General features: G+C 65.4%; 23 protein-coding genes. 11 read left to right on the top strand and 12 right to left on the bottom strand.

Annotation, left to right across the window (positions count from 1 at the left end; all coding sequences use genetic code 11):
* Nucleotides 1-20 precede the first annotated feature (20 nt).
* On the top strand, nucleotides 21-740 hold the full coding sequence (locus tag QMZ05_RS30280) for an RraA family protein (protein WP_353704087.1): 720 nt from the start codon (nucleotides 21-23) through the stop codon (nucleotides 738-740).
* A gap of 133 nt (nucleotides 741-873) precedes the next feature.
* On the opposite strand, the gene QMZ05_RS30275 is transcribed toward QMZ05_RS30280, so the two are convergent.
* Both QMZ05_RS30275 and QMZ05_RS30270 read right to left on the bottom strand, forming a co-directional pair.
* A complete protein-coding gene (locus tag QMZ05_RS30275; protein WP_353704086.1) occupies nucleotides 874-1494 on the bottom strand; it encodes a TerC family protein in 621 nt (206 codons plus the stop codon).
* A 178-nt stretch (nucleotides 1495-1672) separates the two neighbouring features.
* Entirely contained in the window at nucleotides 1673-2221 is a 549-nt protein-coding gene (locus QMZ05_RS30270) for a hypothetical protein (protein WP_353704085.1), read from the bottom strand.
* Between the two features lie 55 nt (nucleotides 2222-2276).
* On the opposite strand from QMZ05_RS30270, the gene QMZ05_RS30265 reads away from it, so the two are divergent.
* Complete coding sequence (locus QMZ05_RS30265) at nucleotides 2277-3104, top strand: SDR family NAD(P)-dependent oxidoreductase (protein WP_146984579.1); 828 nt, start codon at nucleotides 2277-2279, stop codon at nucleotides 3102-3104.
* Here QMZ05_RS30265 and QMZ05_RS30260 read toward each other — a convergent pair.
* The gene (locus QMZ05_RS30260) at nucleotides 3082-4548 is read right to left on the bottom strand and encodes a PLP-dependent aminotransferase family protein (protein WP_353704084.1); all 1467 of its coding nucleotides are present in this window, start codon (nucleotides 4546-4548) and stop codon (nucleotides 3082-3084) included. The two genes, QMZ05_RS30265 and QMZ05_RS30260, sit on opposite strands and share 23 nt — an antisense overlap.
* Nucleotides 4549-4636: 88 nt before the next feature.
* On the opposite strand from QMZ05_RS30260, the gene QMZ05_RS30255 reads away from it, so the two are divergent.
* Together QMZ05_RS30255 and QMZ05_RS30250 are read left to right on the top strand one after the other, a co-directional pair.
* Nucleotides 4637-5062, top strand: coding sequence for a cupin domain-containing protein (locus QMZ05_RS30255; protein WP_353704083.1), 426 nt, complete (start codon nucleotides 4637-4639; stop codon nucleotides 5060-5062).
* Nucleotides 5059-5526 carry a carboxymuconolactone decarboxylase family protein gene (locus tag QMZ05_RS30250; RefSeq protein ID WP_353704082.1) on the top strand — a complete coding sequence of 156 codons (468 nt, stop codon included), beginning with the start codon at nucleotides 5059-5061 and terminating at the stop codon, nucleotides 5524-5526. The genes QMZ05_RS30255 and QMZ05_RS30250 overlap by 4 nt, the downstream gene beginning before the upstream one ends.
* A gap of 27 nt (nucleotides 5527-5553) precedes the next feature.
* Here QMZ05_RS30250 and QMZ05_RS30245 read toward each other — a convergent pair whose 3' ends face one another.
* The 5 genes from QMZ05_RS30245 to QMZ05_RS30225 all read right to left on the bottom strand — a co-directional run bounded on the left by QMZ05_RS30245 (nucleotide 5554) and on the right by QMZ05_RS30225 (nucleotide 10389).
* Entirely contained in the window at nucleotides 5554-6471 is a 918-nt protein-coding gene (locus QMZ05_RS30245) for a DMT family transporter (RefSeq protein ID WP_353704081.1), read from the bottom strand.
* Nucleotides 6472-6600: 129 nt separating this feature from the next.
* Nucleotides 6601-7149 (bottom strand): GrpB family protein, encoded by a 549-nt coding sequence (locus QMZ05_RS30240; RefSeq protein ID WP_353704080.1) that lies wholly within the window; start codon nucleotides 7147-7149, stop codon nucleotides 6601-6603.
* A gap of 57 nt (nucleotides 7150-7206) precedes the next feature.
* Nucleotides 7207-7803, bottom strand: coding sequence for a DUF2889 domain-containing protein (locus QMZ05_RS30235; RefSeq protein ID WP_353704079.1), 597 nt, complete (start codon nucleotides 7801-7803; stop codon nucleotides 7207-7209).
* A 182-nt stretch (nucleotides 7804-7985) separates the two neighbouring features.
* Nucleotides 7986-9542, bottom strand: coding sequence for a long-chain fatty acid--CoA ligase (locus QMZ05_RS30230; protein ID WP_353704078.1), 1557 nt, complete (start codon nucleotides 9540-9542; stop codon nucleotides 7986-7988).
* Nucleotides 9472-10389: a TetR/AcrR family transcriptional regulator gene (locus tag QMZ05_RS30225; protein WP_353704077.1), complete on the bottom strand. Its 918-nt coding sequence runs from the start codon at nucleotides 10387-10389 to the stop codon at nucleotides 9472-9474. Before QMZ05_RS30225 ends, QMZ05_RS30230 begins: the two co-directional genes overlap by 71 nt.
* Here QMZ05_RS30225 and QMZ05_RS30220 point away from each other — a divergent pair.
* From QMZ05_RS30220 to QMZ05_RS30200, 5 genes are read left to right on the top strand one after another with little or no spacing between them, the layout of a single operon-like run.
* Nucleotides 10380-11564 carry a lipid-transfer protein gene (locus QMZ05_RS30220; protein ID WP_353704076.1) on the top strand — a complete coding sequence of 395 codons (1185 nt, stop codon included), beginning with the start codon at nucleotides 10380-10382 and terminating at the stop codon, nucleotides 11562-11564. The two genes, QMZ05_RS30225 and QMZ05_RS30220, sit on opposite strands and share 10 nt — an antisense overlap.
* A gap of 7 nt (nucleotides 11565-11571) precedes the next feature.
* Complete coding sequence (locus QMZ05_RS30215; protein ID WP_353704075.1) at nucleotides 11572-12003, top strand: MaoC family dehydratase N-terminal domain-containing protein; 432 nt, start codon at nucleotides 11572-11574, stop codon at nucleotides 12001-12003.
* Complete coding sequence (locus tag QMZ05_RS30210) at nucleotides 12000-12407, top strand: MaoC family dehydratase (protein ID WP_353704074.1); 408 nt, start codon at nucleotides 12000-12002, stop codon at nucleotides 12405-12407. Before QMZ05_RS30215 ends, QMZ05_RS30210 begins: the two co-directional genes overlap by 4 nt.
* A gap of 8 nt (nucleotides 12408-12415) precedes the next feature.
* On the top strand, nucleotides 12416-13243 hold the full coding sequence (locus QMZ05_RS30205) for an SDR family oxidoreductase (RefSeq protein WP_353704073.1): 828 nt from the start codon (nucleotides 12416-12418) through the stop codon (nucleotides 13241-13243).
* Nucleotides 13244-13255: 12 nt separating this feature from the next.
* Nucleotides 13256-14401, top strand: a complete 1146-nt coding sequence (locus tag QMZ05_RS30200; RefSeq protein WP_353704072.1) for an acyl-CoA dehydrogenase family protein — start codon at nucleotides 13256-13258, stop codon at nucleotides 14399-14401.
* 114 nt (nucleotides 14402-14515) lie between these two features.
* On the opposite strand, the gene QMZ05_RS30195 is transcribed toward QMZ05_RS30200, so the two are convergent.
* Together QMZ05_RS30195 and QMZ05_RS30190 are read right to left on the bottom strand one after the other, a co-directional pair.
* Complete coding sequence (locus tag QMZ05_RS30195; RefSeq protein WP_353704071.1) at nucleotides 14516-16006, bottom strand: methyl-accepting chemotaxis protein; 1491 nt, start codon at nucleotides 16004-16006, stop codon at nucleotides 14516-14518.
* A gap of 192 nt (nucleotides 16007-16198) precedes the next feature.
* Nucleotides 16199-16675: a hypothetical protein gene (locus QMZ05_RS30190; protein ID WP_353704070.1), complete on the bottom strand. Its 477-nt coding sequence runs from the start codon at nucleotides 16673-16675 to the stop codon at nucleotides 16199-16201.
* A gap of 136 nt (nucleotides 16676-16811) precedes the next feature.
* Here QMZ05_RS30190 and QMZ05_RS30185 point away from each other — a divergent pair, with 136 nt between their 5' ends.
* Both QMZ05_RS30185 and QMZ05_RS30180 read left to right on the top strand, forming a co-directional pair.
* Nucleotides 16812-18473 (top strand): thiamine pyrophosphate-binding protein, encoded by a 1662-nt coding sequence (locus QMZ05_RS30185; protein ID WP_353704069.1) that lies wholly within the window; start codon nucleotides 16812-16814, stop codon nucleotides 18471-18473.
* Nucleotides 18473-19744 carry an FAD-dependent oxidoreductase gene (locus tag QMZ05_RS30180; RefSeq protein WP_353704068.1) on the top strand — a complete coding sequence of 424 codons (1272 nt, stop codon included), beginning with the start codon at nucleotides 18473-18475 and terminating at the stop codon, nucleotides 19742-19744. Before QMZ05_RS30185 ends, QMZ05_RS30180 begins: the two co-directional genes overlap by 1 nt.
* Before the next feature lie 9 nt (nucleotides 19745-19753).
* On the opposite strand, the gene QMZ05_RS30175 is transcribed toward QMZ05_RS30180, so the two are convergent.
* Nucleotides 19754-19987, bottom strand: a complete 234-nt coding sequence (locus tag QMZ05_RS30175) for a hypothetical protein (RefSeq protein WP_279710834.1) — start codon at nucleotides 19985-19987, stop codon at nucleotides 19754-19756.
* A 285-nt stretch (nucleotides 19988-20272) separates the two neighbouring features.
* On the bottom strand, nucleotides 20273-20461 hold the full coding sequence (locus tag QMZ05_RS30170; protein WP_353704067.1) for a hypothetical protein: 189 nt from the start codon (nucleotides 20459-20461) through the stop codon (nucleotides 20273-20275).
* Nucleotides 20462-20765 lie beyond the last annotated feature (304 nt).

Here is a 20765-nt window from a genome sequence, read left to right as displayed (position 1 = left end):
AAAATCAGGAGAGAAACGCCGTGACGACATCCGCTTCCGCCCCGCTTCCTGCATCCGTCCTTGAAGCGTTGGCGCGCTACGACACGCCGACGATCTGCAACGCGATGGAGATCGTAGCGCCCGAGCGCCGTCTGATCGGTTACACGGTGAAAGCGCTGGTCTGCCCGTTCCCGACCTTGCCGCCGATCGTCGGCTACGCGCGCACGGTCGCTATCCGCTCGGTGCTGAAATCCGGCCTGTCGGCCGAGGAGCAGTCGAAGCGCCGCATCGACTATTACGAATATGTCGGCACCGGCTTCGGTCCGCGCATCTCGGTGATCCAGGACATCGACGGGCCCGACGTCGGCTATGGCGCGTTCTGGGGCGAGGTGCAGAGCGCCGTGCACAAGGCGCTCGGCTGCCTCGGCGTCATCACCGACGGCTCGATCCGCGACATTCCGCAATGGGCACCGGGCTTCCAGGCGCTGGCAGGCTCGATCGGCCCGTCGCATGCCTGGGTGCATGCCGAAAGCTTTGGCGGCGAGGTGCGCGTCGCCGGCATGACGGTGCGCTCCGACGACCTGATCCACGCCGACAGCCACGGCGCGATCGTGATCCCCTACGACATCGCGGCGAAGCTGCCTGAGGCCGCCGAGCTCTGCGGCCGCCGCGAGACCCCGATCCTCGACATCGCGCGCAGCAAGGATTTCACGCTCGAGAAGCTGAAGGACGCGCTGAAGCGTTCGTCGGAAATTCACTGACGCATGGTGCAGACGATAGGCATGTGTCTCCGTCATTGCGAAGAGCGATAGCGACGAAGCAATCCACATCTCGGCAAGCGGCGAGATGGATTGCTTCGCTTCGCTCGCAATGACGCAAGTCAGGTTGGTCAAGTCAGGCCGGCGCGACCTTCGCGATCTCGTTCGCGCCGCGAAGGGTCATGTCAATCGCGACATAGAGGATCACGGCGAGGCCGACATAGGCGATCCAGCGGTGGTTCTGCAACAGCCGCGCGATGACGGTGGCGGCAGCGCCCATCATCGCGATCGAGAGCGCGAGACCGAACACCAGCACGATCGGCTGCTCGCGCGCAGCGCCGGCGACCGCCAGCACGTTATCGAGCGACATCGAGACGTCGGCAACGATGATCTGGGTCGTGGCCTGCCACAGCGTCTTGCGCGGCACCTCCGCGCCGTCGGAGCCATCCACTGCCGTGGTCTCGTGTGTGCTGGCGCGCAGCTCCCGCCACATCTTCCAGCACACCCACAGCAAGAGGATGCCGCCGGCCAGCAGCAGGCCGACGATCTGCATGAGCTGCGTGGTGACAAGTGCGAACAGGATACGCAGCAGCGTCGCGGCGCCGATGCCGATCAGGATCGCCTTGCCGCGTTGTTTTGCCGGCAGGCCGGCCGCGGCAAGACCGATCACGACCGCATTGTCGCCGGCCAGCACGAGGTCGATGACGACGACTTGCAGCAAGGCGCTGAGCGCGTCGAGTGAGAGCAGTTCGGACATGGATCATGTTCCCCTTGAGGTCGGGGAGTGGACCGTTTCGACGAATCCGAATGCGGCCATCGGGCCGACGGCAAATCCGCCACGACGGTGTCGCGTCGCGGGTCGAAGCAGGGCCACTCCAACTGAGTTCCAGTCCGACATCGCAGCTTGTGGCTGCCAGAGGGGCCCGGCCTGGGATTTACGGTCGTGACACCGGACGAAGCACGGCCTGTTCCTCGAAGAACAGCGCCGCCTGATCCGGCTCGCCGAGGATCGCCGCTGCACACCCCATGAAGGTGAAGGCACCGGCAAAATCCCACAGCGTGAGGTTCGCCGCGCTCGTGCGCACGTGGATCACGCGCGCCGCAAGCGCGGCAACGGCTGCCTCCGCGAACAACAACAGGCTGAGCGCGGGCAGCACGAGTGCGGGCTCAACCAGACGAAGCGTCAGGATGATCGGCAGCGCGGTCAGCACGCCGAACAGCACGAGCATGCCGAATGGCTCCAGCAAGGGAGCCTTCCGCAAGATCCCGTCTGGAATGGTCGAGGACATTCCGGTATCCTGGCTTTGTCGTTCATATCGACGATACCAGAATCCACTCACGTTGACGCGCGGCGCGGCGCCGCGCGTCCGTAGGCCGCGCGACAAGCTGTACGCCTTGTGGACATGGAGGAGGGCTGTGGTCGGAGTCATTTCGGACGCCTTTTTGGTGCGGATGGCGCCTTGGCATGCCATGGCAAAGTTCACGCGGCGCATTTATCCTTGGTGGCTGCGCTGGGCGAACGATCGAAAGGCAATTTCGATGAACATGGCAGGCAAGACGGTGCTGATCACCGGTTCCACCGATGGCGTCGGCCGCTACGTCGCGATGAAGCTGGCGGCTGCCGGCGCCCGGGTCCTGATCCATGGCCGCGATACGCAGAGGGCGCAGACCCTCGCCGACGAGATCAAGCGGGTCAGCGGCCGCGAGCCGATGTTCTATCAGGCCGATCTTTCCTCGCTCGCCGAGGTCCGCGAGTTCGCCCAGCTGGTGCTTGACGATCAGGAGCGCCTCGATGTCTTCGTCAGCAACGCCGGCATCGGCTCGCAGAACGAGGGGCCGGCGCGGCAGACCAGCAAAGACGGCCATGAGCTGCGCTTTGCCGTCAACTATCTCGCCGGCTTCCTGCTCGCGCACCTGCTGTTGCCTCGGCTGAAGGCGAGCGCGCCGGCGCGCATCGTCAATGTCGCCTCGGTCGGCCAGCACCCGATCGATTTCGACGACGTGATGATCACGAAGAACTACAGCGGCGGTCGCGCCTATGCGCAGAGCAAGCTGTCGCAGATCATGTTCACCATCGACCTTGCCGCTGAGCTGGAAGGCACTGGCGTCACCGTCAACGCGCTGCACCCGGCGACCTACATGAACACCACGATGGTGCGCGCCAGCGGCGTCACGCCGATCTCGACCGTCGAGCAGGGCGGCGACGCCATCCTGCGTCTCATCCAGGGCGAAGACGTCGCCGGCCAAAGCGGGCTGTTCTTCGACGGCAAGCGCAAGGCCCGCGCCCATGCGCAGGCTTATGATGCCGAGGCGCGCCAGCGGCTGCGAACGTTGAGCCTCGCGCTTACGGGCCTGCGGGCTTCCTGACGCGGCGCGTCACGGGCGCGCCCCGTGTGCGAGCTTGGGTACGACGTTGGCCGCGGATCGCCTCGAACAGACGCTTGCATGCGGCCGGAACGCCGCGGTCGGGCACGGTGGCGATACCGAGCAGCAGGCCCGGCTGCGCGCGCTTCGGCGAGAGGTACCACGGCGAGAGCGGGGCGGGCGCGAGGCCGTGCGCAAGCACCTGCCTTACGATTTCGACATCGTTGGCCTTGTCCGGCAGCGGCAGCATCACCGCGAGGCCGGCAACCTGTACGTCGTTGCTCCACGTGCGCAGCGCCGATGTCAGCGCGTCGCGGCTGTCGCAATAGACCCGCTTGGTTCGGCGGAGGTGGCGGATGTAGTGACCGTCGCGCATGAACTCTGCGGTGGAAAGCTGCACGGCCGGCCCGGGGGCAGGGACCAGGCATGTCGCGACGTCGGCGAACCGTGCCGCCAGTTGCTCGGGCGCAACCAGGAAGCCGAGCCGCAGCGTTGGCGAGATCGTCTTGCTGAACGAGCCGAGATGGATCACGCGGCCGGCGCGATCGAGCGAGGCGAGCGCGGGCGCGGCGCGGCCATCGAGCTGCAACTCGCCGAGGTAATCATCCTCGATGATCCAGGCGTCGGCTTGCGCCGCCCAATCGAGCAGCTGCGCGCGGCGGGTCGGCGACAATGGCGGGCCGAGCGGCGCCTGCTGTCCCGGCGTCACCACCGCCAGCGCGGCGTCCGGCGCGTGCCTGAGGCCATGGTCGACATCGACGCCACTGCCGTCGACAGGGATCGGGACCAGCTCGAGCCGAGCGAGCTCGAGCCCCTTTCGGGTCAGAGGAAATCCCGGATCTTCCATCCATGCGCGGCGGCCTTCGAGGCCGAGCACGCGCAGCGCGAGGCCGAGTCCGCCGCTGAAGCCTGACGTGATGACGATCTGCGCGGGCGAGCATTCGAGCCCGCGCGCGATTGCCAGATGCGCCGCGATCTCCCGCCGCAACTCGAGCTCGCCGCGCGGATCGGTGGTGCGGGCCACCGCGCTCAATTCCGCCCGCACGGCGCGCGCGCGGATCCGCGCCAATAGCTTGGCGGGCACTGAGTCCTGCGCCGGTACGCCCATCCGGAAGATGCCTTCACCGGTGAGATCCCTGAACATCTCCACGACCGAGCCGGGTGCGACCGGTGTGTCGGGCTTGGCGGCTTTCCTTGGCCGTCCCGCAACCGTGGTGCCGTTCGCTTTCGACGACACGATGTGCTGGGTGTCCGACAGTTTGTCGTAGGCCGCCCGCACCGTGCCGCGCGCGACGCCGAGCTGCGCGGCGAGATCGAGCCACGACGGCAGCCGGGCGCCCGGCAACAGCACGCCATTGTCGATCGCCGCCACGATAGCCTTGCGGATCTGCTCCGAGAGCGGCGTTTTGGCCGAGCGGTCGAGCGCGATGGGAAGCGGCTTTGGCATGGCCCGTGGTACACCAATTCGGTTCATTCTTGGTGCTTCTTTTCGGACCCCCGTGCCCGCATCTAACGATCAGAAACGGAGGCATGAGATGAAGACCCTATTGACGACTTTGCTGGCCTGCGCCGCACTTGCGACCCCCGCTATGGCGATGGAATCGGTGACGCCGAAGTTCGAGCATGTGATCCCGAACATTCCCGGCAAGTCGCTGGTCGCGGCCGAGGTCGACTTCGCGCCGGGCGAGCCCTCGGCGCCGCACCATCACGCCAAGTCGGGCTTTCTCTATGTCTACGTCCTCCAGGGCGCGATCGAGAGCCAGGTGGAAGGCGAGGCCGCGCCGCACATTTATCGCGCGGGAGACAGCTTCTTCGAGGCGCCCGGCGCGCACCACGTGCTCGGGCGAAATGCCAGCGCGACTGAGCCGGCGAAGCTGCTCGCGGTGTTCGTCGTCGACAGCAACGACAAGGCGCTGACCGTCTACGACAAGGCAGCACAACAGGAAGGACCCAAGCAGTGAGCATGCGGATCGATTACAACAAGGCCGCGCCCGCGGGCATCAAGGCACTCGGCGGCGTCTATGGCTATCTCACGCAATGTGGACTTTCCGCGCAGCTGATCGAGCTGGTCTATCTGCGGATCTCGCAAATCAACGGCTGCGCCTATTGCCTCGACATGCACACGCGCTCACTTCTGAAGATGGGCGTCAAGACCGAGAAGCTGGCGCTGCTGCAGGTCTGGCGCGAGGCGGAGGCGCTGTTCGACGCTGAGGAACGCGCGGCGCTGGCCTGGGGCGAAACCGTTACCCGTGTCGCGGAGACCGCGATCCCGGACGAGGATTACCAGGCTGCGCGCACCGTGTTCAACGAGAAGCAGCTGGTCGACCTGACTATCGCGATCGGCCTGATGAACACCTACAACCGGATCGCAATCGGCTTCCGCAATCCGCCGCAGGCCGTGGCCGAGCATTCCGCCGCGGCGTGATTGGGGCGGCCGGGCGGCGCGTGTCGTCTAGCTTTGACGTTGGGCGAGATAGAATCCGGCCAATACGGTGACGAGCCCGGCGGCCTGCAGCGTGGTTGGCGGCTCGCCAATCAATAGCCACCCCAACAGCAGGGTCAGCACCGGTACGGTCGCAGGAAAGACCGCTGCGCGGGCTACTCCGAGCTGCTGGATCGACAGCGCGAACAGATACATCGCTGCAGGGCCGGCCAGGATGCCCTGGGCAACCGCTTGCAGCGCATTTTCGTTCAGGCCGATCGCCGCATCGCGGGCCAGCCCGCCCGAGGCGGCGTACAGCGGAAATAGCGAGAGCGACAGCACGCTGATGACCGTGGCCACCGAGAACGCAGAGACGCGCCAATAGCGCACCAGCGTCGCGAAGCCGGCAAACATCAATCCGGTCGTGACGAAGATCAGATCGCCCATCACGGCGCTCGATCCCATGTGACCAATCGACTCGCTGCCGATCACGGCAAGGCCGGCCAAGATGGCCACGGCACCGGCGACCCGGGAGAGTGAGATCGATTCCTTCAGCAAGACGACCGCAAGAAACAGTCCGCCGAGGGTCGCGCAGGAGGGCTGGATCACGCTGCCGTGCCCCAGAGGCACGAACATGAAGCCGGTATAGCTGATCAGCGACATCACCGGCCCGCCCAGCACCATCAGCGCCATGCCACGGCGCCACCCGATGCCGCCGAGATGCTTCAGGCCGGCGCGCAAAACGAGCGGGATGAATACGATGCCCGACCACAGGAAGCGATGCATCAAGAGGTCGACGGGCGTGAACCCGACCTTCAGGCCGTGCCGGGTCGCGACGAAGCCGAGCGCCCAGCAAAGCGCTGCGCCGAGGCCGCTTGTGACCCCGAGCAGCATGGCTTTCGTGTCTGGAAGGGCTGCAGCCTTGGCGCCGGCCGTATGTTCGCTCATGGCGGACGACTACGTGAGCTCACAGCGCGGATCAACCCGTTGCGATGCAGGGCAGCGCGGCGCAGTGGCCGCTTGCGAAGACTCATGTCGGACGACGAGCGTGTACAGGTGCCGGCGACCGCTTGTGCTTTAATCTCGTACCGCTGCGTGCCATGTAAGGGCCTTGGCCGTTGTCTCTTGGACGAAAGCGGTCTTGCCGTTTCGATAGGCCCCGATGTTGTCCTGTGACGAAGCTGCAAGGCGCCGCTTGATGTCGGCGTAGGCGCGGGCTGCCTCGGGGTGTGCGCGAAGATAGTCGCGAAACACCACCAACGCCTCCCAACGCGGATGCGACGGCTCGGTCACGTGCAGATGGTGGGTCCACGGACCCGGAGGCCCCTTGCGGAAGAACAGTTCACCGGGAAGCCACGACGCGTAGTCCGGCAGGTAGATATAGCCAAGCGCCTCAAGCGGCGTGATGCATCGTTCTTTGGCCTCTTCGAGGCTCGGCACGCCAACCAAGAGGTCGATGATCGGCTTCGACGGGAGACCCGGAACGGCCGTGCTGCCGACATGCTCAATGGCCAACGCGAATGCGCCGAGCGCGTGTGTGATCCGCGCGCGCTCCTGCGCGAACAGTGCGGGCCAGCTGGGGTCATAGTCGGAGACGACGATCGACCCCGCGCCATATTTCTCCACGCTCACCTCCTGATCGTCCGTTCACAGACTATCACGCGGGCGGTGGCCGGGCATCACTCACGAATCCTGCTTCACCTCGACAGGCTTTTTCGCGAACTGCGGAAAGGTCTCGGCGACGACGGGTCCATCCAGCCGCCATGAATAGCAGCCGCCGACGAAGAACGGCGGCTCGGTGACGTCTCGCTGGTGATCGAGCGCGCCGCGGCCCTGTGGGTCCTTGCCCGAGGTCGCGGTCTGGAACAGCGTCGTTACCGCAGGACCCAAGAGCTCGGCGAGATGGGTGCAGGTCTCCAGCCTGCCGATCTTGCGGCGGACGAGTTCGCGCCAGCCCTTGCCGATGCGCTCGCCGACCAGCCGCTGCAAAATGCCCTCGACATCGAGGCAGGACGGGTAGGGCGTCGAGGCCATATTGGTGCCGGTCTCGCGGATCGTGAAACTGTCGTCGACCGCAAGCCGCAGCCGGATATCGTGCACGGGATCCTCGGGCTGCTGCAGGCCGCGATGCTTGTCCTGCCGCGCATAGGGCTTGGTGTCGACCAGCCGCGCCTCGACCTCCCATAGCCCGTCGTCACGGAGATAGCCGAGACATTCGACGGAGCGGCGGTGCATCAGGCGGCGGGGCTTGCCGTCGGCATTGGTATCAGGTGCGGACATCGGAACTCGCTGGATTGAATCTGAATCGATCCAATCGGCCGCAAGCTGCGATGTCAACGGGAGCGGCAGAATGGCGTTATGAGACGTCGTCATTCCGGGGCGGTCCGCAGGATCGAGCCCGGAATCTCGAGATTCCTGGTTCGATGCTCCGCATCGCACCGGAATGACAGGGCTGCCGCGCCTCAGCTCACCCGCCGCTCGCGGTTCTCCCAATACGGCTTGCGCAGCTCGCGCTTCAGGATCTTGCCGGCGCCGGAGAGCGGAAGCGGGGTCGAGGTGATGTCGACGCTGCGCGGGCACTTGTAGCCGGCGATCAGCGCCTTGCAGTGCTCCATCAGCTCGTCCGGCGTGGCGCTTGCACCGGTCTTCATCACCACGACGGCGTGGACCTGCTCGCCCCAGCGTTCGCTCGGGATGCCGATCACGGCGCATTGCGCCACCGACGGGTGCTGGGCGAGGGCGTTCTCGACCTCGGCCGAATAGACGTTCTCGCCGCCGGAGATGATCATGTCCTTGACGCGATCGACGACGTAGACGAACCCGTCCTCGTCCATGTAGCCGCCGTCGCCGGTGTGCATCCAGCCGTCGATCACGGCGCGCGCGGTCTCCTCCGGGCGCTCCCAATAGCCCATCATCACCATATCGCCGCGCACCGCGATCTCGCCGACGGTGCCGAGCGGCACCACCTGATCCAGGGCGTCGACGATCTTCACTTCGGCGCCGAGGGTGGCGCGACCCGCGCCGCGATGCCGGCCCTTGGCGCGCCCGTCGCCGATATGCTCCTTCCAGTGCAGCAGCGTCGCGATCGGCGACAGCTCGGTCATGCCGTAGGCCTGGGTGAACTCGACATGCGGCAGCGCCTTCATCGCGCGCATCAGCACGGCGTCGCTGATCACGGAGGCGCCGTAGGAGATGCGCTTCAGCGACGACAGGTCGTAGGTGCCGAGCGTCGGATGATCGACGAACATCTGGATCATGGTTGGCACCAGCAGCACGTCGGTGATGCGCTCCTTCTGCACGGCGGCGGCGACGCCGTCGGGCGTAAAGCCCTGGATCACGACGTTGGAGCCGCCCGACAGCAGCACCGAATACATCGCCGCGCCGTTGGCGAGGTGGAACATCGGCGCCGCGTGCAAATAGATCGAGGTGCCCGGCCACAGGCCTTCGCCAAGCGCGTTCAGCGCGTTGGCCATCAGATTGCCGTGGCTCAGCATCACGCCCTTGGAGCGGCCGGTGGTGCCGCCGGTGTAGAAGATGCCGGCGAGATCGTCGCGGGTGCGCATCGCGTCCGCCATGGGCTCGCTGCGCGCGATCAGCGTCTCGTAATTCTCCATCCCGGCGGGCGTCTCGCCTTCGTCGGCATAGATCAGCTTCAGGCCGGGGATCGCGCTTGCCAGCGTCGCGCCGACCGCCGCAAACGCCTTGTCGACGAACAGGATGGTTGCGCGGCAGTCGCGCAGCGCGTCCTCGTTCTCGATCGGAGACCAGCGAATATTGAGCGGCACGATCACGGCGCCGGCCCAGCCGACCGCGAGGTACAGTTCGAGATAGCGGTCGGAATTCAGCGACAGGATCGCGACGCGGTCGCCATTCCCGGCGCCGAGGGCGCGGATGGCGGAGGCGAGGCGGGCGACCCGGTCGCCGACCTCGCGCCAGTTGCGCCGCCGCTCACCGCAGACGACCGCGAGCTCGTTTGGATTGACCTGCAGCGCGCGCCGCAGCCCGTGTGTGATGTTCACTCTCGTCCTCCCTTGGTGCGTTTCCCTTGCGAGGCGGTTTGTCCGCCTTCTCTGCAGCCGGAATGGCTGCTTTCTGCACTATCTTGCGCGTTGCTGTCGTGGCGATGCCCTCGGTGAGGCGGATCGCGAATTCCTCGGCGACGGCGCGCCCGGTCATCTCACCGCCGGGCTGGAACCAGTGTCCGATCCAGTTCAGCGAGCCTGCGATCGCGAACGCCGCGAGCTTCGCGTCGCACGGTTTCACCGAACCGTCTTCAACGCCCTGCGCGATATAGTCGCGGAAGGCGCGGTCGATGCGTCGCTTGGCCGTCTGCACGATCTTGCGGTTGTCCTCGCTGAGATCGCGGAGGTCGAAGCGGACCAGGCTCTTGCCGTAGTCCTCGGTCATCAGCTCGGCATAGCGGACGATCAGCTTGCGCAGTTTGCTGAGGCCGCTGCCGGTGCTTGCCGAGGTCTCGGCGATGCAGTCATCGACCAGCTCATTGCCGATCGACCAGCACTCGTAGAGGATCTCGTCCTTGCCGCGGAAGTAATTGTAGAGCGCCGGCTTGGTGATGTTGAGCCGCCTGGCGACCTCGTTCAGCGTTGCGCCGTGGTAGCCCTGTTCCAGGAACAGGGCGACGGCCGTGCGCAGCACCGCCTCGCGCTTCTCGTCGCGGGCGCGGCGCCGGCTCTCGAAGGGCAGCCAGGGGGACTGGCTGGAGGAGGGGATGTGACCGTCGTCCATGTCTTGAAGCCGGTGTCGTGAAGCCGATGCCGCATTGACTCTGTGTAATGGCCCGTATATTACCCGTGGGTAATAAATAGTCCAGTGGGTAATTTTCGGGAGGACACGCGATGACGTCACGCACCTATGTTGCCGGGGTCGGCATGATCCCGTTCGTCAAGCCCGGCGCCAATGCGCCGTATCACGTGATGGGCGCCGAGGCGGCGAAGCTCGCGCTCGCCGATGCCGGTCTCGACTATGGCCGTGTCCAGCAGGCCTATGTCGGCTACGTCTATGGCGACTCCACCTGCGGCCAGCGCGCGCTCTACCCGGTCGGCATGACCGGCATCCCGATCGTCAACGTCAACAACAACTGCTCGACCGGTTCGACCGCGCTGTTCCTGGCGCGGCAGGCGATTGAATCAGGTGCGGCCGATTGCGTGATGGCGCTCGGCTTCGAGCAGATGAAGCCCGGCGCGCTCGGCGCCGTGTTCACCGATCGCCCGAGCGCGTTCGACGATTTCGACGCCGCTGCCGACAAGCTGGTCGACGCGCCCGGCGTGCCGCTGGCGCTGCGCTATTTCGGTGGCGCCGGCCTCAGCCACATGAAGAAATACGGCACGCCGCTCTCTGCCTTCGCCAAGGTGCGCGCCAAGGCGAGCCGCCACGCCAAGAACAATCCGCTGGCGCTGTTCCGCAAGGAAGTGACCGCCGACGACGTGATGAACGATCAGGTGATCTGGCCCGGCGTGATGACACGGCTGATGGCGTGCCCGCCGACCTGCGGTGGCGCCGCCGCGATCTTGGTCTCCGAGAAATTCGCCGACCAGCATGGGCTTAACAAGAGCGTCCGCATCGCGGCGCAGGCGATGACGACGGACACGCCGTCGACCTTCGGGGCCGACGACATGATGCAGGTGGTCGGCTACGACATGGCGCGCGATGCTGCGAGCAAGGTCTATGAAGCCGCCGGCATCGGCCCCAAGGACCTCGACGTCGTCGAGCTGCACGACTGCTTCGCCCATAACGAGCTGATCACTTACGAAGGGCTCGGCCTGTGCGGCGTGGGCGAGGCCGCGAAGTTCATCGACGACGGAGACAACAGCTATGGCGGCCGGATCGTCACCAACCCGTCCGGCGGCTTGCTGTCGAAGGGCCATCCGCTCGGCGCCACCGGGCTTGCGCAATGCTACGAGCTGACCCGGCAGCTGCGCGGCACCGCTGCGGCGACGCAGGTGGATGGCGCGCGGCTCGGCCTGCAGCACAATCTCGGCCTCGGCGGCGCCTGCGTCGTCACGCTCTACGAACGCGCCTGAGGCTGCCATGGTCGATCAATCCGCTGTCGGGCGTGCGTTCACACCCGTGACCGCGCGCGTCGAGCCGGGACGCCTGCGCTTCTTCCTCAAAACGCTCGGCGAGACGAACCCGGTCTATCATGAGGGGGAGGCGGCGCCGGTGCCGCCGACCTACCTGTTCTGCCTCGAGATGATGGACGCAACCGATGGGCTCGAGTTCCTGACTGCGCTCGACATCGATCTTGCCCGCGTGCTGCACGGCGAGCAGCGCTTCGACTATTACGCGCCCGTTGTTGTCGGCGACACGCTGACATTCCACCCGCGCGTTGCCAGCGTGACCGACAAGAAGGGTGGCGCGATGACGCTGATCGTGGTCGACACGCCGGTCACCAACCAGAACGGCGTCCACGTCGCCGATGTCTCGCGCACCATCGTGGTTCGCAATGCGAGGCCGTCATGAGCAGCAGCGTTCCCTCGGTCGGCGACATCATCGTCCACAAGGAATTTCCACCGATCACCCGGCATCGTCTGGCGCTGTATTGCGGCGCCTCCGGCGATCACAACCCGATCCATGTCGACATCGACTTCGCGAAAGCGGCCGGGTTTCCCGACGTGTTCGCGCACGGCATGCTTGTGATGGGCTATCTCGGCCAGGCACTGACGGATACGGTCGCGCCGTCGCGGATCCGCTCGTTCTCGACCCGCTTTGCCGCGATCACCCAGCTCGGCGCCAAGCTGACCTGCGAAGGCGCGGTGACCGAGTTGATCGAACAAGGTGGTGAGTGGCGCGCAAAACTCGCGCTCACCACCAAGGACCAGAACGGCGAGATCAAGCTCGCCGGCGAAGCCATTATCGCGCTTTAGGAGAGATCATGTCGAAACTGCAAGGAAAGGTCGCGCTCGTTTCTGGCTCCGGCCGCGGCATCGGGCGCGCGATTGCGCTGAAGCTCGCGGGCGAGGGCGCGCGCGTCGTGGTCAACGACCTCGATGCCGAGCCGGGCAATGCCGTCGTCGCCGAGATCAAGGCTGCGGGCGGCGAAGCGATCGCGGTCAATGGCAGCGTGACCGAGGCCGGCTTTGCCGATCGCTTCGTAGGTAGCGCGATCGAGCAGTTCGGCGGCCTCGACATCATCGTCAACAATGCCGGCTACACCTGGGACTCGACGATCCAGAAGATGACCGACGAGCAGTTCCAGGCGATGCTCGACGTGCATCTGGTCGCACCGTTTCGCATCATGCGCGCGGCGTCGGAGCCGATCCGGGTGATGGCGAAGAAGGAGGCCGAGGCGGGACACGAGGTGTTCCGCAAGGTTGTCAACATCTCCTCGATCGCCGGCCTCTACGGCAATGCCGGGCAGGCCAGCTATTCCTCCGCGAAAGCCTCGCTGATCGGGCTGACGCGCACGATGTGCAAGGAGTGGGGCCGCTACAAGGTCAACGTCAATTGCGTGGCGTTCGGCCTGATCAACACCCGCCTGACCCAGCCGATCGAGACCCAGCAGAAGACCATCGACGTCGCCGGCCGCGACATCAAGGTCGGCGTGCAGCCGCAGATGCTGGAGGCGATGGGCCGCATGATCCCGCTCGGCCGCGGCGGCACGCCGGAAGAGGCGGCGGACGCGGTCTATCTGTTCTGTGCCCCGGAATCGAACTACATCAGCGGTCAGGTGATCGTCGCCGGCGGCGGTCTCTTGATCTAACACGAGGGCAGAATGCACTACCGATCGTCCTGGATGACCGCGGAGCTGGACACGTTCCGTGACCAGTTCCGCAAATTCCTCGCCAAGGACTTGGCGCCGCACGCCGAGACATGGCGCGCGCAGAAGCTGGTCGACCGCGCCGCCTGGCGCGCGCTCGGCGAGATGGGCGCGTTGCTGCCGAGCGTGCCCGAGGCCTATGGCGGACTCGGGACCAGCTTTGCCTATGACGCTGCGGTGCTCGACGACCTCGAGAGCACGGTCCCGGAATTGACCACCGGCGTCTCCGTGCACAGCGCGATCGTCGCGCATTACATCCTCAACTATGGCTCCGAGGAGCAGAAAAAGCGCTGGCTGCCGAAGATGGCGTCGGGCGAGATGGTCGGCGCGATCGCGATGACCGAGCCCGGCACCGGCTCCGATTTGCAAAGCATCAAGACCACGGCGAAGAAGCAGGGCAATTCCTACGTCATCAACGGCCAGAAGACATTCATCACCAACGGCCAGGCCGCCGACCTCGTGATTGTGGTCGCGCGCACCGGCGCGCCGGGCGCCAAGGGCATTTCGCTGATCGTCGTTGAGACCGCCGGTGCCGAGGGCTACCGGCGCGGGCGCAACCTCGACAAGATCGGCCTGCATGCGTCAGACACCTCGGAGTTGTTCTTCGACAATGTCGCGGTGCCGCCGGAGAACCTGCTCGGCAATGAGGAGGGCAACGGCTTCGTGCAGCTGATGCAGCAATTGCCGCAGGAGCGGCTGTCACTTGCGATCGGAGCGGTCGCTTCGATGGAGCGCGCGGTCAGGATCACCGCCGAATACACCAAGGAGCGCACCGCGTTCGGCAAGCCGCTGATCGAGTTCCAGAACACCGCGTTCACGCTCGCCGAGCGCAAGACCGAGGCGATGATCGCCCGCGTGTTTGTCGACTGGTGCGTCGAGCGGCTGGTCGCCGGCGACCTCGACACCGTGACGGCGTCGATGGCGAAATGGTGGTGCTCGCAGAAGCAGGTCGAGACCGCCGACGAATGCCTGCAACTGCATGGTGGCTACGGCTACATGCAGGAATATCCGATCTCGCGGATGTTCATCGATTCCCGCATCCAGAAGATCTACGGCGGCACCAACGAGATCATGAAGGTGTTGATCGCGCGCTCGCTGTAGAGTTCCATCCACGTCATTGCGAGCGAAGCGAAGCAATCCATTGAGCGGCAAGCGTTGACATGGATTGCTTCGTCGCTATCGCTCCTCGCAATGACGAAAGAACGATCGCATCCCCTACATCGCGCGCACGTTCTTGAGGAACTTGTCGACCTGGACTTCCAGCTCGGAGGCGTTGCTGGCGAGCTCCCCGGAGGCCGCCAGGACGTTCTCGGCGGCCTTGCTGGCATCGTCGATCGCCTTGGTGGTTCCGTTGATGTTTGCGGTGACCTCCTTGGTGGCCGCGGCCTGTTCCTCGACGGCGCTGGCGATCACGGTCGAGATCTCGCTGATCTGGACGATGACCTGCGAGATCGCCTTCAGCGCGGTGGCGGTGTTGCCGGTCGCCGTCTGCATTTCGTTGATCTGCGCCGAAATGTCCTCGGTGGCCTTTGCGGTCTGGTTGGCCAGCGCCTTCACCTCGGATGCGACCACGGCAAAGCCGCGTCCGGCCTCTCCGGCGCGCGCGGACTCGATCGTCGCGTTGAGCGCGAGCAGGTTGGTCTGGCCGGCAATCTGGCTGATCAGCGCGACGACGTCGCCGATCTTCTGCGCCATGGTCACGAGGCCCGCGACCAGCTTGTCGGATTTCTCCGCTTCCTCGACCGCCATGCGGGCGATGCGGCTCGCCTCAGCCACTTGTCGGCTGATCTCGTTGACCGAGGAGGAGAGCTCCTCGGACGCGGACGCCGCACTCGCCGAGCGCTGATTGACGAATTCCGCGGTTGTTGTCAACGACCGCGCCGTGCCCTGCATCTGCGTCGAGGCCGATGCCAGCATCCCGGCAAGACCCTTCACGTTCGTCTCGAAATCGTCGGCCAGCTTGACGTTGCCTGTGACCACCGACCAGCTCAGCATTGCGCCGGTGTAATTGCCGCGCTTGTCGGTCAGCCCGGAGACCCTGAGGTCGAGCGTTTCCGGGCCGAGCTTGATCTTGGCCGCGTGCGGCAGGTTCTTGGGATCGCCGACGATGCGGCGCTGATGCGCCGGGTTCTTGTGGAAGATGTCGAACGAGTTGCCGAGGATCTGGTCCGGCCGCACCGGAAGCAAATGCTTCACCGTGTCGAGCGTCTTGAGGCTGGTCTGGTTGATGTAGGTGATGTTGAAATCGGTATCGCACATCATGATGTTGATCGGCATGTTGTCGAGCATCTGCAACAGCCGCTCGGTCTGGGTTTCAAGCCGGGCCTTCTCGGTCGCAAGCTCCCAGGTCAGCATCGGCCCGGTGTAGCGGCCGCGCGAATTGGTCATCGCCGTCACGGTGAGATCGAGCGTCTCGCCGCCGATGGTGATGCGCGCCCTGTGCGGCAGGTTCTTCGGATCGGACAGCAGCCGGCGCTGATGCTGCGGGTTCTTGTGAAAGATATCGATCGACTGACCGATCAGCGCATCGACCTTCACCGGCAGCACATGCTCGATCTTCTTCAGATTCTGCCGCGTCGACTCGTTGATGTAGGTGATCCTGAAATTGTCCAGCTCGCAGAGCATGACACTGATCGGCATGTCGTCGAACAGCCGATATGAACTGTCCGAGCCGACGACGCTTGCGACGCTCTTCATCCCCAACATGCATTGCCTCCAGCATTGATATCAATTGGTGAACTGAAAACGCTGCACCTGACCGGCAGCAGAAAACATTCCGCCGCCGCGTAGCGGGCAGGTGCGAGACACGATTTGCAATCTCTGACTGCATGAAACGGTAGGCGATTCGAGTTCCATCCAGAAGTGCATGCAATGAGCCGTGCGTGATCGCGCCAGGCATCACGCGTGGTGCATGCAATGAACGCTGCCGAAATCGGCGCACAACACACCGATTTGCTGCGAAGTTGACGCGATCTCGCAGAGAAGTCGCGAAGTGACCTCGCGTCGCACCGTAGTCTTACGGAAACAACCGTGCGCGCACTTAATGTTTGTTAGTGTGCATTTGACGGAAAGTGTATGCAGATTGTGCCACGCTGTGATCACGCGCGCGGCAAAGCGCATCGCGTCAGTCGTCTCGCGCTCTCGTCGCGCGCCCTGGTTCTGATGGTGCAGTTTGCGGATCGCCTTCTCGCTCGCACACCGTTGCATCGCAGATAGAGCCATTGAAAGAAGCTCGCGCAGGTTGATTCGGGCGCCGCACGATGTGTCTGCCGTTCGCAGGACGATGGCCACTGGCTTGCGCGCTGGCCGGGCCGCCGCGATCCAGCCGGCGATCGTCCGCTCTGCGGAAATCGATGACGAAACGACGTTGCCCATTGTCTACTGCATGGCTTGACGTTGCTGTGGCCTCGCGACGCGGCTTCGGCCTTGCGCCATATTTCCTTCTATCATACCCCCGTCGGACCACGATCCGCGCCAAGCCAATGCGCGCCAGTAGCCGCAGGGAGCCCTCATGACCAAAAGCAATGCCCGCACCGGAGGCCAGATCCTGATCGACCAGCTGGTCGCGCAAGGCGTGGAGCGCGTCACCTGCGTGCCGGGCGAGAGCTATCTGGCGGCGCTCGACGCGCTGCATGACAGCTCGATCGACGTCGTGATTTGCCGCGCCGAGGGCGGTGCGGCGATGATGGCGGAGGCCTATGGCAAGCTCACCGGACGTCCGGGCATCTGCTTCGTCACCCGAGGTCCGGGCTCGACCAACGCCGCCCATGGCGTGCACATCGCGATGCAGGATTCGACCCCGATGATCCTGTTCGTCGGCCAGGTCGACACCGGCATGCGCGAGCGCGAGGCGTTCCAGGAGCTCGACTACAAGGCGGTGTTCGGCACCATGGCGAAATGGGCGGTCGAGATCGATCGTCCCGACCGCATTCCGGAGCTGGTCGCGCGCGCGTTCCGCGTCGCGCTGCAGGGACGTCCCGGTCCGGTCGTGATCTCGCTGCCCGAGAACATGCTGACTGAAACCGCGGCCGTCGCCGACGCGCCGAAGGTCGAGCCTGCTGCGACCTGGCCGGCGCCCGCGGATCTCGAATGCCTCGGTGCGATGCTCGCATCCGCCAAAGCGCCGATCGTGGTGCTCGGCGGCTCGGGCTGGACCGAACAGGCGGCGAAGGGCATCGCGCGCTTTGCCGAGCGCTTTGATCTCCCGGTCGCCACTTCGTTCCGCCGCGCCTCGCTGATCGACGCCGACCATTCGCATTATGCCGGCGATCTCGGCATCGGCCCGAGCCCGAAACTGAAAGACCGCATCACCGGCGCCGACGTCATTCTGCTGATCGGCGGCCGGATGTCGGAAATGCCGTCGTCGTCCTACACGCTGCTCGACATTCCCACACCGAGCCAGAAGCTCATTCACGTCCATCCCGGCTCCGAGGAACTCGGCCGCGTCTACCAGCCGGCACTGGCGATCCAGGCGACGCCCGCAGCCTTCGCCGCCGCGGTCGAGACCATGAAGCCCGCAGCCGCGCCCGCCTGGAAGGGCGAGGCGGCGAAGGCGCACGCGGATTATCTGGCTTGGACCGACAAGCCGCGCGAGCTGCCGGGCAATTTCCAATATGGCGAGGTCGTGACCTGGCTGCGCGATCGCCTGCCGAAGGATGCGATCGTCTGCAACGGCGCGGGCAACTACGCCGGCTGGATCCATCGCCACCATCGCTTCCACAGCTTCGCGGCGCAGCTGGCGCCGACCTCGGGCTCGATGGGCTATGGCGTGCCGGCGGCCGTGATGGCCAAGCGGCATCATCCTGATCGCGTCGTCGTCGCGTTCGCCGGTGACGGCTGCTTCCTGATGAACGGGCAGGAGTTCGCCACCGCGGTGCAGTACGACGCACCGCTGATCGTCGTCGTCATCGACAACGCGCAATACGGCACCATCCGCATGCATCAGGAGCGCGACTATCCCGGCCGCGTCGTCGGCACCCAGCTCAAGAACCCGGACTTCGCGCTGTACGCCAAGGCGTTCGGCGGCCATGGCGAGCGGGTCGAGCGCACCGAGGATTTCGCTCCGGCCTTCGAGCGGGCGCTCGCTTCGGGCAAGCCCGCGATCCTGCACTGCCTGGTCGATCAGCGCGCGCTGTCGGTCGGCAAGGACTTCCAGCCGCAGGCCGCGAGCTGATGCCAGAGTCAACCGGCCGTCACGTCGCGATCATCGGCGCCGGCGCGGTCGGCGTGATCTCGGCCATCGAGGCGCTGCGTTGCGGCCACCGCGTCACGCTGATCGATCCGGGCGAGCCCGGCGGTCAGCAGGCGGCGAGCTACGGCAATGCCGGCTGGCTGTCGTCGCATTCGGTCATTCCGCCGGCCGAGCCTGGCACCTGGAAGAAGGTGCCAGGCTATCTCATGGACCCGCTCGGGCCGCTCGCGATCCGCTGGTCCTATCTGCCGAAGGCCTTGCCTTGGCTCATCAAGTATCTGCTGTCGAGCTGGACCGAGGCGCAGGTCGAGGCCACCGCGCGGGCAATGCGCGATCTCCTGAAGGACGCGCCGCTGCTGCACCGGCAGCTCGCCGAGGAAGCCGGCGTCCCCGAGCTGATCGAGCGGCGCGGGGTGATGCATGTGTTTCCGTCGCGCGCGCCGTTCGACCGCGACCTCGGCTGGCGCATCCGCAAGCGCGTCGGCATCGAATGGCTGGAGCTCGATGAAGACGAGATGCGTCAGCGCGAGCCTGATCTGCATCCGCGCTACAAGTTCGGCGTCGTGGTGGAAGAGGCCGGACGCTGCCGCGATCCCGGTGCCTATGTCGCGGCGCTCGCCGCGCATGCGATTACGAACGGCGCCGAGCGCATCGCCGCCAAGGCCACAGGCCTCAGGCTTGCGGGCGACAGGCTGGTTGCCGTGGTCACCGAGAGCGGCGAGATCGCCTGCGATGCGGCGGTCGTCGCCGCGGGTGCGCGCTCGAAGCAACTGACCGCATCGATCGGCGATCGATTGCCGCTGGAAACCGAGCGCGGCTATCACGTCATGATCGAGAGCCCGGAATCCGGACCGCGCAATTCGATGATGGCCTCGGACGCCAAGATGGTCGTCAACTGGACCGACAAGGGCCTGCGCGCTGCCGGCACGGTGGAGATCGCCGGGCTCGACGCCGAGCCGAACTGGAAGCGCGCCGAAATCCTGCGCGAGCATCTCTTCAGCATGTTCCCGAAGCTGCCGAGGGATATCCCGCCATCGCGCATCAAGACCTGGTTCGGCCATCGCCCGAGCATGCCCGACGGACGCCCCTGCATCGGCCACAGCAGGGCCTCGCGCGACGTGGTCTATGCCTTCGGCCACGGCCATGTCGGGCTGGTCGGCTCGGCCCGCACCGGCCGGCTGGTCGCGCAATTGCTTAGCGGCCAGACGCCGGAGATCCCGCTTCAGCCATTCGCGCCGTCACGATTTTTGTAGAAAGAAACCTCAGCTCTCGCCGGCCCACGCCGTGATCGCCGCCGGCGCGATCACGCGCCGTGGCATGTGCGGATTGATCGTGCCGGCGCTGACGTCCTGGGTCTGAACGAGCAGGGTGCGTGCGAACGCCTTGGCATCCTGCTCGGTCGTGAAGGTGCGGGTCTGGCGCGCGAAGCGGTGGTGTCCGGCGTCGGGATCTCTCAGCGCGAACGAGACGTACCAGATGGCCTTGTCCATCTTCATTGCGCGTCTCTGGCGGCGGTAGTCCGCCGGCGCGACCACCACGTCGTGCTCGATGCTGGGTGTGCAATTTGTGCCAAATGAAAGATCCTGAAGTGCAACAGATGTGGGCTCAATGGCTCGGCGGCAGACAGATAGTGCCAAGGATTGCCGTGTATACCAAGACTGGCGGTATATTACCTCTCAACCGATGGGTGAATGACAATCCGCCGTTGCGGCGTTGGTTCCTGCGGTCCCGCGGCGCCTCGGGACCGCGCGCTCGGGTGGCACGAACCGGTCCGTGCCGTACTAGGTGGCTTCGCCCTCCTTGCCGGCCGCGCCCACGGCCGCTTCGACTTCCGCGGCAAGGGCTGCAAGATGTTCGGCAAGCTTGGCGAACAGTTCGCGCTTCCGGATGTCGGTGGCGAGGTCGCGGATCAACGCGCACTCCGCGGCGTCGGTGCGAAGCTTCTCCAGATGCGTCAGCATGTCTTGCATTTTAGTCTCGTCCCCGCTGCCGTTTTCGGCAAACGGTAGGAGACACGAAACCGGGCGACAATAACGTGGGATAATTTGTAGGTGGGCTCGGCGCTTGCGCGCTCGCATGCCGGCCGCTGCACCGAATCGGGTAGGGCGCAGCGATGCCCATCGATTGTGCCGCGCGGTGAGATGACGGGTGACGCTACGCTCCACAAATCGCACAACACGCTCGGTGTCGTCCCTGCCTAAAGCGGGATGGGGTTAAGTTGAATCGATTTGGGATTCCCAAATCAGTGAGTTTCTGATTCACCATGCTGGCTGG

This window comes from Bradyrhizobium sp. INPA03-11B (assembly GCF_040446015.1).
Taxonomy (GTDB): Bacteria; Pseudomonadota; Alphaproteobacteria; order Rhizobiales; family Xanthobacteraceae; genus Bradyrhizobium; species Bradyrhizobium macuxiense_A.
The sequence above is the reverse complement of the archived record's forward strand: the minus strand, read 5'-3'. Positions and strand labels throughout refer to the sequence as shown.

Coding starts and splice junctions, on each gene's coding strand:
- QMZ05_RS30180 (WP_353704068.1), top strand. CDS start 18,473: ATGCCAGAGTCAACCGGCCGTCACGTCGCGATCATCGGCGCCGGCGCG.
- QMZ05_RS30265 (WP_146984579.1), top strand. CDS start 2,277: ATGAACATGGCAGGCAAGACGGTGCTGATCACCGGTTCCACCGATGGC.
- QMZ05_RS30235 (WP_353704079.1), bottom strand. CDS start 7,803: ATGTCCGCACCTGATACCAATGCCGACGGCAAGCCCCGCCGCCTGATG.
- QMZ05_RS30170 (WP_353704067.1), bottom strand. CDS start 20,461: ATGCAAGACATGCTGACGCATCTGGAGAAGCTTCGCACCGACGCCGCG.
- QMZ05_RS30220 (WP_353704076.1), top strand. CDS start 10,380: ATGACGTCACGCACCTATGTTGCCGGGGTCGGCATGATCCCGTTCGTC.
- QMZ05_RS30185 (WP_353704069.1), top strand. CDS start 16,812: ATGACCAAAAGCAATGCCCGCACCGGAGGCCAGATCCTGATCGACCAG.
- QMZ05_RS30200 (WP_353704072.1), top strand. CDS start 13,256: ATGCACTACCGATCGTCCTGGATGACCGCGGAGCTGGACACGTTCCGT.
- QMZ05_RS30205 (WP_353704073.1), top strand. CDS start 12,416: ATGTCGAAACTGCAAGGAAAGGTCGCGCTCGTTTCTGGCTCCGGCCGC.
- QMZ05_RS30190 (WP_353704070.1), bottom strand. CDS start 16,675: ATGGGCAACGTCGTTTCGTCATCGATTTCCGCAGAGCGGACGATCGCC.
- QMZ05_RS30215 (WP_353704075.1), top strand. CDS start 11,572: ATGGTCGATCAATCCGCTGTCGGGCGTGCGTTCACACCCGTGACCGCG.
- QMZ05_RS30245 (WP_353704081.1), bottom strand. CDS start 6,471: ATGAGCGAACATACGGCCGGCGCCAAGGCTGCAGCCCTTCCAGACACG.
- QMZ05_RS30255 (WP_353704083.1), top strand. CDS start 4,637: ATGAAGACCCTATTGACGACTTTGCTGGCCTGCGCCGCACTTGCGACC.
- QMZ05_RS30275 (WP_353704086.1), bottom strand. CDS start 1,494: ATGTCCGAACTGCTCTCACTCGACGCGCTCAGCGCCTTGCTGCAAGTC.
- QMZ05_RS30195 (WP_353704071.1), bottom strand. CDS start 16,006: ATGTTGGGGATGAAGAGCGTCGCAAGCGTCGTCGGCTCGGACAGTTCA.
- QMZ05_RS30260 (WP_353704084.1), bottom strand. CDS start 4,548: ATGCCAAAGCCGCTTCCCATCGCGCTCGACCGCTCGGCCAAAACGCCG.
- QMZ05_RS30210 (WP_353704074.1), top strand. CDS start 12,000: ATGAGCAGCAGCGTTCCCTCGGTCGGCGACATCATCGTCCACAAGGAA.
- QMZ05_RS30175 (WP_279710834.1), bottom strand. CDS start 19,987: ATGAAGATGGACAAGGCCATCTGGTACGTCTCGTTCGCGCTGAGAGAT.